This is a genomic window from Streptococcus mitis (genome assembly GCF_000722695.1).
GTDB classification, from domain to species: domain Bacteria; phylum Bacillota; class Bacilli; order Lactobacillales; family Streptococcaceae; genus Streptococcus; species Streptococcus mitis_O.
Window position 1 is genome coordinate 41,901 of record NZ_JPFU01000015.1, and the last position, 15,631, is coordinate 57,531.

The window sequence follows — 15,631 nt, forward strand, 5'->3', positions numbered from 1 at the left end:
TCAATTTGAAAAATTATTCTAATACTCAATGAAAATCAAAGAGCAAACTAGGAAGCTAGCCGCAGGTTGCTCAAAACAGTGTTTTGAGGTTGTGGATAGAACTGACGAAGTCAGTAACCATACCTACGGCAAGGTGAAGCTGACGTGGTTTGAAGAGATTTTCGAAGAGTATAACACGAATCTTGAGTACAAGCAACCAATTTGCTCACAAGAAAAAACCTAGATAACTAGACTTTTTAGCTTATTCTACCGTTACTGACTTAGCAAGGTTACGTGGTTTATCCACATCAAGGCCACGGTGCAGGGTTGCAAAGTAAGCGACCAATTGTGTTGGTACGACCATTGAGATTGGTGAGAGGTAAGGATGTACGGTCGTAAGGACGATATCGTCGGTATCTTTGGCTACATTCTCTTCTGCGATAGTGAGGACTTTGGCACCACGAGCTGCCACCTCTTGGATATTTCCACGAGTGTGGTTGGCAAGGACTGGATCTGACAAGAGAGCCAAGACAGGCGTTCCTTCTTCAATCAAGGCAATAGTTCCGTGCTTGAGTTCTCCTGCCGCAAAGCCTTCACACTGGATGTAAGAAATCTCTTTGAGTTTAAGGCTTGCTTCCATAGCTACGTAGTAATCTTGACCACGCCCAATATAAAAGGCGTTGCGAGTTGTTTCAAGAAGCTCACGAATCTTGGATTCAATGGTTTCTTTCTCTGAAAGAGTTGATTCGATAGACTGAGCTACGATTGACAACTCATGAACCAGGTCAAAGGCTTGCGCTTTAGCATTACCATTTGCTTGACCAACTGCTTTTGCAAGGAAGGCAAGGGCTGCGATTTGCGCTGTATAGGCCTTGGTTGAGGCTACGGCAATTTCAGGACCTGCGTGAAGAAGCATAGTATGGCTAGCTTCACGTGAAAGGGTTGAACCTGGGACGTTTGTCACTGTCAAGCTTGGAATTCCCATTTCATTAGCCTTAACCAAAACCTGACGGCTATCCGCTGTTTCACCAGACTGACTGATAAAGATGAAGAGTGGTTTCTTGCTAAGAAGTGGCATACCATAGCCCCACTCAGATGAAATTCCAAGTTCAACTGGCGTATCTGTCAATTCTTCCAGCATCTTCTTAGAAGCAAATCCTGCGTGGTAAGATGTCCCAGCTGCAAGGATGTAGATACGGTCTGCGTCTTGAACAGCCTTGATGATAGCTGGGTCTACGACAACTTGACCAGCCTCATCTGTGTAGGCTTGGATGAGTTTACGCATAACAGTTGGTTGCTCATCAATTTCTTTAAGCATGTAGTAAGGGTAAGTTCCCTTACCGATATCTGACAAGTCTAGCTCGGCAGTGTAGCTAGCACGCTCACGACTGTTGCCATCATAGTCTTGAACTTCAACACTACCAGCCTTGACGATTACCAACTCTTGATCATGAATTTCCATATATTGGTTGGTCTCACGAATCATAGCCATAGCATCTGAGCAGACCATGTTATAGCCTTCCCCAAGACCAATCAAAAGTGGTGATTTATTCTTAGCCACGTAGATGACTTCAGGATCTTGTGAGTCAACCAAGGCAAAAGCATAAGAACCACGGATGATGTGAAGAGCTTTTTTGAAGGCTTCAAGAACTGACAAGCCGTCTTCTTCCGCAAATTTTCCAATCAAGTGAACGGCGATTTCCGTATCTGTTTGCCCCTTGAAGTGGTGCCCTGCAAGGTATTCTTCCTTGATTTCAAGATAGTTCTCAATCACCCCATTGTGAACCAAGACAAAACGTTCTGTCTCAGAGCGGTGTGGGTGAGCATTGTCTTCCGTTGGTTTCCCGTGAGTAGCCCAACGAGTATGTCCGATACCAGTTGTTCCCTCAACATCAGCTGTCTTAGCAGACAATTCTGCGATACGGCCTACAGCCTTGACTAGATGATTTTCAGCACCACCTAGGACAAAAATCCCCGCAGAATCATAGCCACGGTATTCGAGCTTTTCAAGCCCTTGAATCAAAATATCAGTTGCATTTGTGTTTCCAACAACACCAACAATTCCACACATAGTATATACGACACAGGCAAGCTGTGCTTTCTCCTTAAAATTGGTATAGTCTGATTCTTCTTTTATAGAATCAGCAAAAACAGTATATACTTGTTTCTTTCACTTGTCAAGAGTAAAAATTGGTATAGTTCAAATCGGCCTTCTGTAATCAAAAAAACTCTGACCAATTAGGATAATCAGTCAGAGTCCTTGTTAAAATCCATTATTGTCGCTTAATTCCTTGAACCAGTGCCCTGATTTTTTCAGACGACGTTCTTGCGTTTCCAAGTCTAGCTCGACCAAACCGTAGCGATTTTTATAGCTATTGAGCCATGACCAACAATCGATAAATGTCCAAATCAAGTAGCCCTTACAATTAGCTCCGTCTTCAATAGCACGGTGAAGTTCACGAAGATGACCTTTTACAAAGTCAATACGATAATCATCTTGAATCATTCCATCTTGACGGAATTTTTCCTCTCCTTCAACCCCCATACCATTCTCTGTCAACATCCACTCAATATTGCCATAGTTTTCCTTGATATTTTGGGCGATGTCATAAATCCCCTGCTCATAAATCTCCCAGCCACGATGAGGATTGATTTTACGTCCAGGCATCACATAAGGCTCGTAAAAATGTTCTGGTAAGAGTGGACTCTCTGGATGCTTAGCAAATCGAGGAGCCATAACACGCAAAGGTTGATAGTAGTTGACACCAAGGAAGTCCACCGTATTGTCACGAATGAGATCCAACTCCTCCTCTGTAGCATCAGGCAAGAGACCATACTCATGTAAGATTTCTACCAACTCCTGTGGATAAGTCCCCAAAACGGACGGATCTAAGAAAGATTGAGCCTGAAAGAGATTCGCAATCCGAGCTGCTTTGACATCAGCAGGATGCTGACTACGTGGATAAGCTGGTGTCAAGTTGAGGACAATCCCAATTTTGGAATCAGGCAAAATTTCATGACAGGCCTTGACCGCTCGACTGCTGGCCAATTGTGTATGATAAGCTACTTTAACGGCTGCCTCTGCATCCACCTTATGTGGATAATGGGCATCGTAAAAATAGCCAAATTCCACAGGAACGATGGGCTCGTTAAAGGTAATCCATTGATCCACTAAATCTCCATAAGTCTCAAAACAGAAACGAGCATAATCTTCATAAGCTGAAACTGTCGCCTTATTTTCCCAACCATCACCAGCTTCTTGAAGAGCAAAAGGCAAATCAAAATGATAAAGATTGACTAAAAGACGAATCCCTTTGGCCTTAATAGCCTCAAAAACCTTACGGTAAAAGTCTACACCTTGAGAATTGACTTTTCCACAGCCTTGTGGAAAAATCCGTGACCACTGAATAGAAGTACGAAAGACCGTATGACCAGTTTCTAACAGTAGCTCAATATCCTTTTCCCAGTTTTCATAAAAGGTTGATGTTTTATCTGGACCAATCCCATTATAGTAACGATTGGGCTCCACTTGGTACCAATAATCCCAGAGATTATCTCCCTTACCGTCACCAGCTACACGTCCTTCTGTTTGTGGTCCAGAAGTAGAGGATCCCCAGACAAAATCCTTTGGAAATCTTAGCATACATTTACCTCTTTATCTACTCATTTTTTCCATTATACAGAAAAAACAAGGTAAAAACTAGTTACATTTTTTCCTTGTTTTTCTTCTGATTATAGTTTTTATTTCTTGCTGAGGATTTCAAGCGTTTCAAGCACGTTATCTGCATGAACTTCGATGGTGTCACCAGTCGCTTTAATCTTCACTTCTACGATGCCATCAGCCGCTTTTTTACCAACAGTGATACGGATTGGAAGACCAATCAAGTCGCTATCGCTAAATTTAACACCGACACGTTCGTTACGGTCATCTGTCAAGACTTCGTAACCAGCTCCCATCAAGCTTGCTTCAAGCTTTTCTGTCAAGGCTTGCGCTTCTTCATCCTTGACATTGACAGTGATCAAGTGCACATCAAATGGTGCCAATTCTTTAGGGAAGTTGATTCCCCAAGCGTAACGGTATTCACCTTTTGGCGTTTTGTTAACAAAGAGGCGAGCGTGTTGCTCCATCACTGCTGAAAGGAGACGGCTGACACCGATACCGTAACATCCCATGATAATTGGCACAGCACGGCCATTTTCATCCAAAACATCTGCTCCCATGCTTGCTGAATAGCGAGTGCCGAGTTTGAAGATGTGACCAATTTCGATACCACGCGCAAAGTTAAGGATACCTTGTCCGTCTGGAGAAATTTCACCCTCACGAACTTCACGGATATCCACATATTCTGCAGTAAAGTCACGACCTGGGTTCACACCAGTCAAGTGATAGCCATCTTCGTTAGCACCCACAACTGCATTGCGAACATCTTGCACCTTACGGTCTGCGATGATTTTAACATTCTCTGGCAAACCAACTGGGCCAAGCGAACCAAATCCTGCTTGAACAACGTTTGACACTTCTTCTTCGCTAACAACGTCAAAGAAATCTGCTCCCAAGTGGTTTTTCAACTTAACTTCATTAAGCTGGTCATTTCCAACTAGAAGGGCTGCAACAAGCTCCCCATCTGCCATGTAGAAGAGAGTTTTGATCGTTTGTTCTTCTGGAACATTGAGGAAGGCTGCCACTTCATCAATTGATTTAACATCTGGTGTTGCAACACGAGTCACTTCTTCTTCAGCGACAACACGGTTGCTTTGTTTGTACTCGTTTGTTGCCATTTCCAAGTTAGCCGCATAGCTAGATTCACTTGAGTAAACAATGGTATCTTCACCAGAAACCATCCATTTAAGCAATTCTGCCTTGATTTCTTCTTGCACTTCTGCAGGAATTTCATCAAATGAGGCAACTGACTTGTCCAAAACAACCCAGCGGTCAAGGTCTGTACGAGCAGGTGTAATGGCCATAAATTCTTGGCTGTCTTTACCACCCATGGCTCCACCGTCACCGATGATAGCCTTGAAATCTAAACCACTACGAGTGAAAATGCGTTCATATGCAGCCTTGTACTCATCATAAACACTGTCCAAACTATCATAGTTAGCATGGAAACTATAAGCATCTTTCATGATAAACTCACGTGTACGAAGAAGTCCATTGCGTGGGCGTTTTTCATCACGATACTTAGGCTGGATTTGGTAAAGGTTGAGTGGCAATTGCTTGTAAGACTTAACAGAATCACGGACAATAGCTGTAAAGGTTTCTTCGTGAGTTGGGCCTAGGATAAAGTCTGATTTTTCACGGTTTTTTAGCTTGTAAAGGTCTTCACCATAAGTTTCATAACGACCTGATTCGCGCCACAACTCTGCACTGAGAAGGGCAGGAGCCAACATCTCAACAGCACCAATCTTATCAAATTCTTGGCGCATGATGTTTTTAGCTTTTTCAATCACACGATTGGCAAGTGGCAAGTAAGAATAAACACCTGCAGATACTTGACGAACATAACCAGCTCGCAACATAAGAGCATGGCTGATAACTTGAGCATCGCTTGGCATTTCGCGAAGCGTTGGGATAGGCATTTTACTTTGTTTCATAATATTCCTCGATTATCTAAAAAAGAGTCGCATAATGTCATTCCAAGTCACAGCAATCATCAAGACAACCATGATGACCACTCCGGCCAAGGTGACATAGGTTTCAATTTCTTGTTTTAATGGTTTACGGCGAATAGCTTCCAGGATGTTGAGCACAATCTTACCACCATCCAGGGCTGGAATCGGAATAAGATTAAAAATCCCGATATTGATGGAAATCATTGCTAAGAAGTACAAGACATTCTCAATTCCATTTTTAGCAGCATCACTACTTGCCTTAAAGATGGCAACAGGTCCACCTAGCTTGTTCAAATCCGGTTGGAAAATCAGATTTTTCAGAGCCGATAGAATTCGAAGAGCCGAGTCGGCTGCGGTTGTGAATCCACCCACAAACATGGATAGAAAGTCCGACTTAATTCCCGGTTGAACACCTAGAAGGTAACGACCTTGACTTTCTTCGGGTGTAACCGTAACTTGTTTGTCACTCCCATTTTCAAAAATAGTCACATCCAAGGTCGGGGCCGTCTTACCTTTGGTTTCTGATTCCACAGCCTGAATCAAACTTTCCCAGTTGCTAATCTCATGTGAGCCAATCTTGGTAATTTGTGCCGTTTCTGGTACTCCCACCTTAGCCAAGGCCCCTTGAGGCATGACATGGAACTGATTGGTATCAACATCTCTGACACCACCCTGCATGAAGATTAAAATCCAGAAAACAACGACACCTAAGATAAAGTTGTTCATAGGACCTGCAAAGTTAGTAATGAGTTTCCCCCAGATAGTCGCATTTTGATATTGAACATCTAAAGGTGCAATCCGGACCTCAGTTCCATCTGCTTCCACAACCGTTGCATCGTGATCCACTGCAAATGTTTTTCTTCTTCCAGAACCAAGCCCTTGATAAAGAGCTTGTCTTCAAAATCAAACTGGGTCACCTGCATAGGAAGGGCTGTTTGATCTAATTTTTTACCTGAAAGATTGATGCGTTTAACCTTACCATCATCAGTAAGCGTCAAACTGACAGGAGTTCCTGTCTTAATTTCAGTTGTATCATCACCCCAACCGGCCATGCGAACATAGCCACCCAGAGGCAAGATTCGAATGGTATAGGCCGTTCCATCCTTACCAATGTGAGCAAAGATTTTGGGTCCCATGCCAATGGCAAATTCACGCACTAGAATCCCTGATTTCTTGGCAAAGTAGAAGTGTCCGAACTCGTGCACTACTACAATAATCCCAAAAACCAGAATAAAGGTTAAAATTCCGAGCATAGTATTTCCTCCGTCTTTTGATTAAAAGAGTCCAAACAAGTGCATGATTGGAAATACAAGCAACATACTATCGAAACGATCCAAAACACCACCATGCCCAGGGATAAATTTCCCAGAATCCTTAACACCAAAGTGACGCTTAATCGAGCTTTCTAGTAAATCACCAAATTGTCCAGCTACACTAAAGAAAATAGCAAAGACCGACATCTTGTAAATTCCATACGGCAGAGCAACTGTCCTGTCAACTATCATAAAGATGATGGTTACCAAAATTGCGCCTAAAATACCACCCAAGGCACCCTCAAAGGTTTTATTTGGAGAAACCGTTGGAGCCAGTTTCCGTTTCCCAAAGTTCATCCCAGCAAGATAGGCACCACTGTCAGTCGCCCAGACGATACATAAGGCTAAGAGAGCCTTATCTAAACCTGCAACGCGAGCATCTAGTAAAGCATTAAATCCAAAGCCTACATAGAAACTCATAGCAAGAGGGAAAACAGCGTCCTCAATCGTATAAGACTTGCTAAAAACAGTCGTTCCTAACATGATTGAAATCAAAACACTATAAGCAACCACATTCCCATCAACTGGCAAAAAAGTCAGATAATTCTCCAAGGGAATGGTCAAGGCAAAGGTTGCAAAGAGGGTTAAGAGACCCTCCATCGTCATGGTCTCTAGACCTCTCATCTTCAAAAGTTCATGCATGGCTAGCATGGCTATGATTCCAATTGCTATCTGAAGCAAGAGGCCACCAATCATTAAAATTGGTAGGAAAATAGCCAGGGCAATCCCTGCAAACAAGGTTCTTTTCTGTAAATCCTGTGTCATATTTCCTCCTAAACTCCCCCAAATCGGCGATGACGACGATTGTAGGCAAGAATGGCTTCCTGCAAGGCCGCCTCGTCAAAATCAGGCCACAAGGTATCTGTAAAATAGAGTTCACTGTAGGCTCCCTGCCATGGAAGGAAATTACTCAAACGCAATTCTCCACTAGTACGGATAATCAAGTCCGGGTCTCGTAAGTCCTTAGGCAAATGCTGGGTAAAGAGATAGTTGCCAATCAATTCCTCTGTGATGTCACCCGGGTTGATTTTGGCATCTAACACATCCTGGGAAATCAACTTAAGCGCCTGTGTAATCTCAGCACGTCCACCATAGTTGAGGGCAAAATTAAGAATCAAACCTGTGTTGTTCGTAGTCAATTCCTCAGCCTTGGTTAAAGCTTCAAAAGTCTGCTTAGGCAGGCGGTCTGTCTCTCCAATCATTTGAATCTTAACATTATTCGCATGCAATTCCGGGACATAATTATCATAAAACTCTACTGGCAAGTTCATGATAAACTTGACTTCCTGATCTGGGCGGGTCCAGTTTTCTGTAGAAAAAGCATAGACCGTAATCACCTTGACGCCTAGTTTGTTGGCTGCCTTGGTCACAGTTTGCAACGCTTCCATGCCTGCCTTGTGTCCAAAAACTCGCGGTTGCATACGTTTTTTAGCCCAACGGCCATTGCCATCCATGATGATGCCGATATGAGCAGGAACCTGTGTCGGAACCTCTACTTCCACAGCCTTATCTTTCTTAAAAAATCCAAACATGATCTTATTCCTATTCAAAAATCTATCGTTTCATTATACCATATTTCCCTATTTTCTTCTATCACTAAGCTATTTATACTCTTCGAAAATCTCTTCAAACCACATCAGCTCTATCTGCAACCTCAAAACAGTGTTTTGAGCAGCCTGCGGCTAGCTTCCTAGTTTGCTCTTTGATTTTCATTGAGTATTATTCTCAGGCACCAAGCCCATTTTTCAAAAAAATAAGCCGCCTGATTGGGCGACTCAATTTTTTATAGGGAGATTATTATGAAAAAGTTTTAGGAGTTTAAGTTAAGGTCTTCTTAACTTATGGACTTAGTATACACTTCCTAGCTTAAAGTTTCCTTAAGTATTTTTAAAAATCAAATTTTTCCATTTCTCCTGCCAATTTTTCTTGGATAAACGTGTTTGATAGAGTTCCATTCGGTCTTCATTCTCTAAAAAATGAGGAGTTGGGCGAACTTGAAAATTCAAAATATCCTCGAGTCCATAAGGTGCATAGAGTTCAAAATCTGATTCTTTATTCAAGCGTAGTCCAACAGCCGTACATCGTTCTGGATACTTACTCATAGCATCACGAGAACTAGTATAGGGAGAAGTGTGAGGACTGTGCTGGTGCATATAGACTTGATTTTTCAATTCCCACTGATACTGAGGAAAATCCTCTCGCAGTTTTTTCTCTAGGGACAAGGTTTCCTCATAAGAAATATCTGGATCAAAGAAAATCACATCTACATCTGTTTCATGGTCAAAAGGAGATTTGTCTGATAATAGATTCCAGATAAAATTTCTGACAGAACCTGCTGCCAACCAGGAATCTGTCAACTCCAAGTTTCGGATGATAGTCAGAATAGCCATCATATCTGGATTTTTTCTAAAAGCCTCTAGAATTTCTTGCTCATTTTTCATTGTACTCATACCCCAAATGCTCATATGCCTTAGCAGTCGCCACCCGTCCAGACCGTGTCCGCATGATAAAACCTTTTTGAATCAAGTAGGGCTCATACATGTCTTCAACTGTCTCACGCTCTTCTGCTATGTTAACAGAAAGAGTTCCTAGACCAACAGGACCACCACCGTACATCTCAATCATGGTGCGAAGGATTTTTTGATCCACATAGTCCAAACCTTCATGGTCAACATCCAGCATAGTCAAAGCCTTATCGGTAATAACATCATCGATAACCCCATTCCCCATTATCTGGGCAAAATCGCGCACTCGCTTGAGAAGACGATTGGCAATACGAGGAGTCCCACGACTACGCAGGGCTAACTCAGACGCTGCCTCATGAGTGATTTCCATCTCAAAAATATCTGCCGTCCGCTCGACAATTTCTGTCAAGTCAGCGTGGGCATAGTATTCCATATGACCTGTAATCCCAAAACGTGCCCGTAGAGGATTTGAGAGCATACCAGCCCGAGTTGTCGCCCCAATCAAGGTAAAAGGAGGCAACTCCAAATGAACACTGCGACTGCCTTCACCAGCCCCAATCATGATGTCAATGTAGAAGTCCTCCATGGCACTGTAAAGCACCTCTTCTACTGACATGGGCAAACGATGAATCTCATCAATAAAAAGGACATCCCCAGGCTCTAAGTCATTCAAAATCGCTACCAAATCCCCTGCTTTTTCAATGACTGGACCCGAAGTCTGCTTGATATTGACCCCCAGTTCATTAGCAATAACAAAGGCCATGGTTGTTTTCCCCAAACCTGGAGGCCCAAATAAAAGGACATGATCCAGCGCTTCATCCCGCATTTTGGCAGCTTCGATAAAGATCTGGAGCTGATCCTTGACCTTATCCTGACCGATATATTCACGTAAATACTGAGGACGGAGCGTGCGCTCTACTAACTCCTCATCCCCCATTATCTCATTATCTAAAATTCTACTCATGTTTCCATTATATCAAAAAACCAAGCCACAAACAAAAAAGGCACCTGATTGGGTGCCTCCCGAGTTTAGCACTTATGTGGTATAATATTCTACGGCACTTCTACACCGCCTACGAAGGGAGGTGAGATAGCCTATGATGGATACAATACTTAAAACTATCATCGGACCAATCGCGGTCGGTGTTGTTCTTCGCTTAGTCGATAAATGGCTAAACAAGGACAAATAGTGTCAAAAAGACCCCAAGCTTATTTGGACGTGAGCTTGGGGTCTTTTCTAGCCTATGATATAGACACAATACTTAATTCCCTTTTATTATCCCACAGTTCACAAATTTTGTCAAAGGTTTACATTCTCAGCTTTGCAAGCTTTAACCGCTTTATAACAAGACTTTCAAGTTTAAGAGAAAATTAGGGATTCTATCAATTTCATAGAAATTTTGATTTAGTAAACGAAGAGACAATCTTATATGTCACTTCTCATTTAATACGCCACTACTAGACAAGCAAAATCATTATTACAGTAGTTCTAGTCCTTCAATTAACAGTCACTTACATTCAAAGTGAGGTTGAAGTAGCCGAAGTAACAGCAAACCTATTTCTTAGTCATATTCGCTAAAAAGATCCCCGCCAATTCCCCGACCAAAATCCGAAAAATATCTGAAAATATCGGAAAATGATGTTTAGAAAACTCCCGAAAAGCCTGAAATAGAGCCAAAAAACTCCACCAGTTTCGGTGGAGTTAAGGGAGATTATTATGAAAAAGAAAAGTTTAGGATTTTATTAAATAAAGTTAGGAGGTCTTTATTTAATAACTATATGATACAAGACGAAGCTTAAAACTAGCTTAACTTTTCTCAAATTCTACCATTTTTAAAAAAATTTCTATCAGCATCACCTACCCACGAAAAAAGCCACCTGATTGGGTGGCTTCATTAGGAGATTATGATGAAAAAAAGTTTTAGGATTTCATTAAATAAAGTTAGGAGGTCTTTATTTAATGACTATATAATACTAGACCATCCTTAAACTTTGCTTAAGAAAAACAAGTTTTGTTATTTTTCTCGATTCACCCAAGTCATCCCTATACAATTATAGGTGGATAAGATTTCAAAGCCCATAGAACGATAGAATCCCAAGGTTCTTTCTGTCTCTTCTGTCACCAGCTGGACTTGATAGGCATCTTTGTAATCTTTTAAAGCCTCTTTCATCAAGAGACTGCCAATCCCTTGGCGCTGATAGCTAGGCAAAACAATCAAATCCTGTACAAAAACTGATGAAAAACCATCTCCAACCAAACGAATCAAGCCCACTACAGCATTACCATCAAGTGCCAGATAAATTACTAATGAATGAGATAAGGCCTGCTCCAGCATCTGAGGTTGATTTGTATAATTTGTCCAACCGACAGCCTGATAGAGATGCAAAACATCCTCTAGCTTGACAATTTCTTGCTTTTTAATAGTAATCATCTCAACACCTCTTAAAGCTCTCTCAAGCTCTTGTACTGCTGTCCATTTTTATCAAAGTTTTCAGGAGCCAACCACGTTTCCAAACGAGCTTTGACTTTGGGCCAGTCCTTATCAATCATAGATAACCAATCCGTATCCCTCGTCCGTCCCTTATAAACCACTGCCTGACGGAAGGTTCCTTCATAAATAAAGCCCAAACGTTCCGCAGCTCGTCTTGATGGCAGGTTAAAAGCATCGCATTTCCACTCATAGCGACGATAGTTAAGCTCTTCAAAGACATAGCAAGCCAAGAGATACTGGGCTTCTGTCCCTATCCGTGTCCCCCTGAGCTCTGGAGAAAAAGTGACAGCTCCCACTTCTATTACTCGGTTATTGTGGTCAATACGCATGAGAGAAAAAGTTCCCAAAGCCTTACCAGTTGCCTTGTCTACAATCGCATAGAAAAAACGGTCCTTACGAGCCAACATCTGATTTAAAAGGCTAACCAGCTCCTCCATATCTGCCACTGGCTCCTGAAAGAGGTAGGTCCACATCTCCCGAGGAGTATCCGGACCATAAACAGCTAGCAAATCTTCCGCATGCTTTTCCACTGAAAGAGCCTCTATCCTAGCATAACGCCCTTCTAAGAAATCAATAGAAGGCAATTCACCTGGTGTATAACCTTCCATTGACTCACCAATCATTTGACCATATTCATTTACTGGCATCTTTCTTCTCCTTGTTTTACACTGAAAATACTATATCACAAATTGTTCTCTTTGGAAACTGGCACTGTCTTCAAACTTCATCCTCAACACTATATTAGTGACCCGTTTTCTGTCTTTTATCCTCTAAGGCTTGATTAATTCGTTGGGTGAGTTTGTGAGTTTGCCAGATTTGATACAACCATATCAATCCATAAATTAACAAGAAAAAGAACCAAAGCAAGGGACTCCACAATGCTGAACCCCAGCCAAAAAATAGAGAGGTCAATACTAAGATAGTAGCTGTCACTAATAAATGAACTCCTACACGTATACTAAAAGCAAGAAACTCTAGCTTTTCAAGTATTAAAGTCAATACCCCCATAATTCCACCCATTAAAAAAAGAGCTAGAATATTTTTTACCATTGGGACAGGATAGGTAATGCTTGGATAACACTGAGCTAATAACATCATATTCAAATAAAAGAAGGAAGCCGTGCGCATTCCCGATACAAAATAATCAATTAATCGTTTCATGATTTTCTCCTATAAACCTAGATAATTCATTAAGGACTTAACGTATTTCCGACTCACACTAGATTTGATGCCCCGAGTCATTTTAGCCATCATATTCCCTGAAAAACTATCTGATAATGACTCTAAATGGTCAATGTTTATAATTGAATGGCGTGATATCTGTATAAAATTACGTCGGTTAATCCGATTCTGAAAGTTTATCAATGTTTCCTTAGTTTTATAAATTCCGTCTACCGTATAAATGGTTAACAAGTTCTTATCGATATCTGCTAGAATAAGATCCTCAATTTTTACCATGACCAGATGATCATCCGTTCGAATAGGAATGACCACCTGATTGGTCTTTGAAAATTGTTCTAAATACTCCATGACTTCCCTTGCTTGGTCGGTTAACTGAGCTGCCTGAATTACAATATGTGGGTCCTTTTCTGAAAACTCTGCCTTCATTTCAAAACGAATCTTCATTTTCTCTCCAATATACCTTTATTTTCTCCTGCTAAACACTTTAACAAATAAAAGCCAAAGAAGAATAGCGACGAAACTGATAATAACCACTATAAAGTATGTCTCTTCCTTTGTCAATAGTTCTTGCCAGTTGATTTGAATTCCCATTTTTTCTTGAAATTCCTGTAACAATCTGCTATTTCCTGTAAATGCGGTCTCTAATGGTTCTTTCATTAAAATTTGTCGATAAAGAGAAGCAATATAAGTTGCAGGGGTACACTTCATGATAATCTGTGCAAAATCAGGTAAAACTCCAATAGGGACATAAGTTCCTACTAAAAATCCAGAAGCAGTTCCCACTATAGTTGCCAGTTTGCCAAGACTATCTACAGATTGAAAACGATAAATCAAGAGAATATTTATCAAACTTGAAAGCAGACTACTTAACAACATAATCAAAGCAATTTCCGGTAAATGACTGATAACTGGACTTTCTTTAAAATAAAGCCCCATAACAGCAAACATAAACACCTGCATGACAAAAGAGATGGCAATACTACTGATTAGATAGGATACCTGTAAACCCCAGCTACCTAAATCTGTCAAGAAGAGATCTTGATCCACTTGATTTTCACGATCCTGTACCATTTGTGTAAGAGCCGTAAAACTGGTTGTAATCCCAGTTACAGCCAAGGTCCCACCCATCAGCCAGTTATTTAAAAGGTTCGTATTATCAGGGAGTTGGGACCAAGCATCCGTCAAGTTCTTCTGCAAAAAAATGATATAAAGGAGGAAGGAAATCAATGCCCCCAATAATGAGAAAAATACTCCTGAACGATTACGAAAATATAAGATAAAATTCCGTTTCAATAAAGCTAACATTAGCGAACCTCTCTTCCTGTAAGTGCAATAAAGGCATCATCCATGGTACCTGGACGAAACTCAAAAGAATCAATTTCTTCTCGTACTTTTGCCAAATATTCAATAGCTTCCAGTGATGTCCTTGGATAAAAAAGATATTCCAACTCATTTTCTTCCTTTACTGTCATTCCAGTCTGTAGCAACTTTTCTAAATCCTTCATTTCTTTAAAACGAATTTTTAGAATATTAGATGCATACTGACTTTTAATAGCCGTCGCAGAACCTTGCGCAATCACTTTCCCATGATCAACGATATAAATCTGATCCGCTTCATCCGCTTCATCCAGATAATGAGTCGTTAAGATAATAGTCAGCCCTTCATCCTTTTGTAGTCGAGACAGTAAATCCCAAATAACTTTTCGAGTCTGAATATCTAGACCTGTCGTTGGTTCATCTAAGAAAAGAATATCTGGCTGTGAAAGAAGAGCACGCGCTATATCAACCCTACGTTTTTGCCCACCTGACAAAGTCCCATATAGTTGCTTCTGGAAAGCAGTCAAACCCAGTTGATGGATCAAATCATCCACACGACTTGCTGCAATCTCCTTATACTGTTGAGCACGAATCGTAAGATTTTCCCTAACCGTCAACATCTCATCCAGTACACTAGCTTGAAAAACAACTCCTATTTTCGTATTTGGCGCATATCGAATCTGACCTTTTGTCGGCTTTTTCAAACCGATTAACATGGAAATAGTGGTTGATTTTCCTGCACCATTTGGACCTAAAATAGCATTAAAACTCCCTTTTTCAAACTCTAACTGAATATGGTCAACAGCCATATAATCGCCGTACCGTTTAGTTAAATGTTTAGCTTGTAAAATCATATTTCTTCCCTCCTTTTATCTCACTAGTTTAACAAAAAGTATGAAAGAAAAATCGACTTTCGAGATAAGTGGTTAAAATGAGAGGTTAAGTGGTGAGATGATTAGAGTTAAGTTAAAGTAGAGAAGGCTACAGCCATTTTTCTCCTACCTAATTGCTAAATGAAGCTTAAAAACACCTACAACAAAATGTTATATTTTGAAATATGCGCTATAAAAGAGATGTTTTACCGCATCTGGCCGAAAAATTCAAGAATCGGTAGTATTATTCTCGCCAAATCAAACAATAAAAAATTAACTAGAAATCATGACACACAATCCCTTCTATCAAAATGAAATTGCTGAATATGATATGATTGAATTGGAGGCAAGTAAGTATTGCCCTAAATTTGAAACTTCCATTAGCCAAATTTTTAACG

Annotated in this window: 15 protein-coding genes and 1 pseudogene; 2 read left to right on the forward strand and 14 right to left on the reverse strand. The window is 40.9% G+C overall.

Annotation, left to right across the window (positions count from 1 at the left end):
- Positions 1–28: 28 nt before the first annotated feature.
- The gene (locus SK629_RS09625) at positions 29–223 is read left to right on the forward strand and encodes a hypothetical protein (RefSeq protein ID WP_042901693.1); all 195 of its coding nucleotides are present in this window, start codon (positions 29–31) and stop codon (positions 221–223) included.
- Between the two features lie 18 nt (positions 224–241).
- Here SK629_RS09625 and glmS read toward each other — a convergent pair whose 3' ends face one another.
- The 8 genes and pseudogenes from glmS to ruvB form a co-directional block, all read right to left on the reverse strand.
- Entirely contained in the window at positions 242–2,050 is a 1,809-nt protein-coding gene (gene glmS / locus SK629_RS09630; RefSeq protein ID WP_042901694.1) for a glutamine--fructose-6-phosphate transaminase (isomerizing), read from the reverse strand.
- A 192-nt stretch (positions 2,051–2,242) separates the two neighbouring features.
- Positions 2,243–3,622, reverse strand: a complete 1,380-nt coding sequence (bglA, locus tag SK629_RS09635) for a 6-phospho-beta-glucosidase (RefSeq protein WP_042901695.1) — start codon at positions 3,620–3,622, stop codon at positions 2,243–2,245.
- A gap of 98 nt (positions 3,623–3,720) precedes the next feature.
- The gene (locus SK629_RS09640; RefSeq protein ID WP_042901696.1) at positions 3,721–5,574 is read right to left on the reverse strand and encodes a proline--tRNA ligase; all 1,854 of its coding nucleotides are present in this window, start codon (positions 5,572–5,574) and stop codon (positions 3,721–3,723) included.
- A gap of 12 nt (positions 5,575–5,586) precedes the next feature.
- Positions 5,587–6,845: pseudogene (gene rseP / locus SK629_RS09645) on the reverse strand (RIP metalloprotease RseP).
- Positions 6,846–6,866: 21 nt separating this feature from the next.
- Positions 6,867–7,670, reverse strand: coding sequence for a phosphatidate cytidylyltransferase (locus SK629_RS09650; protein ID WP_042901697.1), 804 nt, complete (start codon positions 7,668–7,670; stop codon positions 6,867–6,869).
- 8 nt (positions 7,671–7,678) lie between these two features.
- Positions 7,679–8,437 (reverse strand): isoprenyl transferase, encoded by a 759-nt coding sequence (locus SK629_RS09655; RefSeq protein WP_042901698.1) that lies wholly within the window; start codon positions 8,435–8,437, stop codon positions 7,679–7,681.
- A 345-nt stretch (positions 8,438–8,782) separates the two neighbouring features.
- Positions 8,783–9,355, reverse strand: coding sequence for a nucleotidyltransferase family protein (locus SK629_RS09660; protein ID WP_042901699.1), 573 nt, complete (start codon positions 9,353–9,355; stop codon positions 8,783–8,785).
- Entirely contained in the window at positions 9,336–10,334 is a 999-nt protein-coding gene (gene ruvB, locus SK629_RS09665) for a Holliday junction branch migration DNA helicase RuvB (RefSeq protein ID WP_080710294.1), read from the reverse strand. Before ruvB ends, SK629_RS09660 begins: the two co-directional genes overlap by 20 nt.
- A 133-nt stretch (positions 10,335–10,467) precedes the next feature.
- On the opposite strand from ruvB, the gene SK629_RS09670 reads away from it, so the two are divergent.
- On the forward strand, positions 10,468–10,560 hold the full coding sequence (locus SK629_RS09670; RefSeq protein WP_042901701.1) for a type I toxin-antitoxin system Fst family toxin: 93 nt from the start codon (positions 10,468–10,470) through the stop codon (positions 10,558–10,560).
- An 825-nt stretch (positions 10,561–11,385) separates the two neighbouring features.
- On the opposite strand, the gene SK629_RS09675 is transcribed toward SK629_RS09670, so the two are convergent.
- The 6 genes from SK629_RS09675 to SK629_RS09700 all read right to left on the reverse strand — a co-directional run bounded on the left by SK629_RS09675 (position 11,386) and on the right by SK629_RS09700 (position 15,215).
- Complete coding sequence (locus tag SK629_RS09675) at positions 11,386–11,802, reverse strand: GNAT family N-acetyltransferase (protein WP_042901702.1); 417 nt, start codon at positions 11,800–11,802, stop codon at positions 11,386–11,388.
- Positions 11,803–11,813: 11 nt separating this feature from the next.
- On the reverse strand, positions 11,814–12,509 hold the full coding sequence (locus SK629_RS09680) for a GNAT family N-acetyltransferase (RefSeq protein WP_042901703.1): 696 nt from the start codon (positions 12,507–12,509) through the stop codon (positions 11,814–11,816).
- 94 nt (positions 12,510–12,603) lie between these two features.
- Positions 12,604–13,023 carry a DUF3021 domain-containing protein gene (locus SK629_RS09685; protein WP_042901704.1) on the reverse strand — a complete coding sequence of 140 codons (420 nt, stop codon included), beginning with the start codon at positions 13,021–13,023 and terminating at the stop codon, positions 12,604–12,606.
- A gap of 9 nt (positions 13,024–13,032) precedes the next feature.
- Entirely contained in the window at positions 13,033–13,488 is a 456-nt protein-coding gene (locus tag SK629_RS09690) for a LytTR family DNA-binding domain-containing protein (protein WP_042901705.1), read from the reverse strand.
- Positions 13,489–13,506: 18 nt separating this feature from the next.
- Positions 13,507–14,349: an ABC transporter permease gene (locus SK629_RS09695; protein WP_042901706.1), complete on the reverse strand. Its 843-nt coding sequence runs from the start codon at positions 14,347–14,349 to the stop codon at positions 13,507–13,509.
- Positions 14,349–15,215: an ABC transporter ATP-binding protein gene (locus SK629_RS09700; RefSeq protein WP_042901707.1), complete on the reverse strand. Its 867-nt coding sequence runs from the start codon at positions 15,213–15,215 to the stop codon at positions 14,349–14,351. Before SK629_RS09700 ends, SK629_RS09695 begins: the two co-directional genes overlap by 1 nt.
- Positions 15,216–15,631 lie beyond the last annotated feature (416 nt).

Excerpts from the sequence above, each read along its gene's own strand:
- SK629_RS09655 (WP_042901698.1), bottom strand. The coding sequence starts at position 8,437 with ATGTTTGGATTTTTTAAGAAAGATAAGGCTGTGGAAGTAGAGGTTCCG.
- SK629_RS09670 (WP_042901701.1), top strand. The coding sequence starts at position 10,468 with ATGATGGATACAATACTTAAAACTATCATCGGACCAATCGCGGTCGGT.
- SK629_RS09675 (WP_042901702.1), bottom strand. The coding sequence starts at position 11,802 with ATGATTACTATTAAAAAGCAAGAAATTGTCAAGCTAGAGGATGTTTTG.
- SK629_RS09640 (WP_042901696.1), bottom strand. The coding sequence starts at position 5,574 with ATGAAACAAAGTAAAATGCCTATCCCAACGCTTCGCGAAATGCCAAGC.
- bglA (WP_042901695.1), bottom strand. The coding sequence starts at position 3,622 with ATGCTAAGATTTCCAAAGGATTTTGTCTGGGGATCCTCTACTTCTGGA.
- SK629_RS09650 (WP_042901697.1), bottom strand. The coding sequence starts at position 7,670 with ATGACACAGGATTTACAGAAAAGAACCTTGTTTGCAGGGATTGCCCTG.
- SK629_RS09660 (WP_042901699.1), bottom strand. The coding sequence starts at position 9,355 with ATGAGTACAATGAAAAATGAGCAAGAAATTCTAGAGGCTTTTAGAAAA.
- SK629_RS09690 (WP_042901705.1), bottom strand. The coding sequence starts at position 13,488 with ATGAAGATTCGTTTTGAAATGAAGGCAGAGTTTTCAGAAAAGGACCCA.
- ruvB (WP_080710294.1), bottom strand. The coding sequence starts at position 10,334 with ATGAGTAGAATTTTAGATAATGAGATAATGGGGGATGAGGAGTTAGTA.
- SK629_RS09685 (WP_042901704.1), bottom strand. The coding sequence starts at position 13,023 with ATGAAACGATTAATTGATTATTTTGTATCGGGAATGCGCACGGCTTCC.
- SK629_RS09700 (WP_042901707.1), bottom strand. The coding sequence starts at position 15,215 with ATGATTTTACAAGCTAAACATTTAACTAAACGGTACGGCGATTATATG.
- SK629_RS09680 (WP_042901703.1), bottom strand. The coding sequence starts at position 12,509 with ATGCCAGTAAATGAATATGGTCAAATGATTGGTGAGTCAATGGAAGGT.
- glmS (WP_042901694.1), bottom strand. The coding sequence starts at position 2,050 with ATGTGTGGAATTGTTGGTGTTGTTGGAAACACAAATGCAACTGATATT.
- SK629_RS09695 (WP_042901706.1), bottom strand. The coding sequence starts at position 14,349 with ATGTTAGCTTTATTGAAACGGAATTTTATCTTATATTTTCGTAATCGT.
- SK629_RS09625 (WP_042901693.1), top strand. The coding sequence starts at position 29 with ATGAAAATCAAAGAGCAAACTAGGAAGCTAGCCGCAGGTTGCTCAAAA.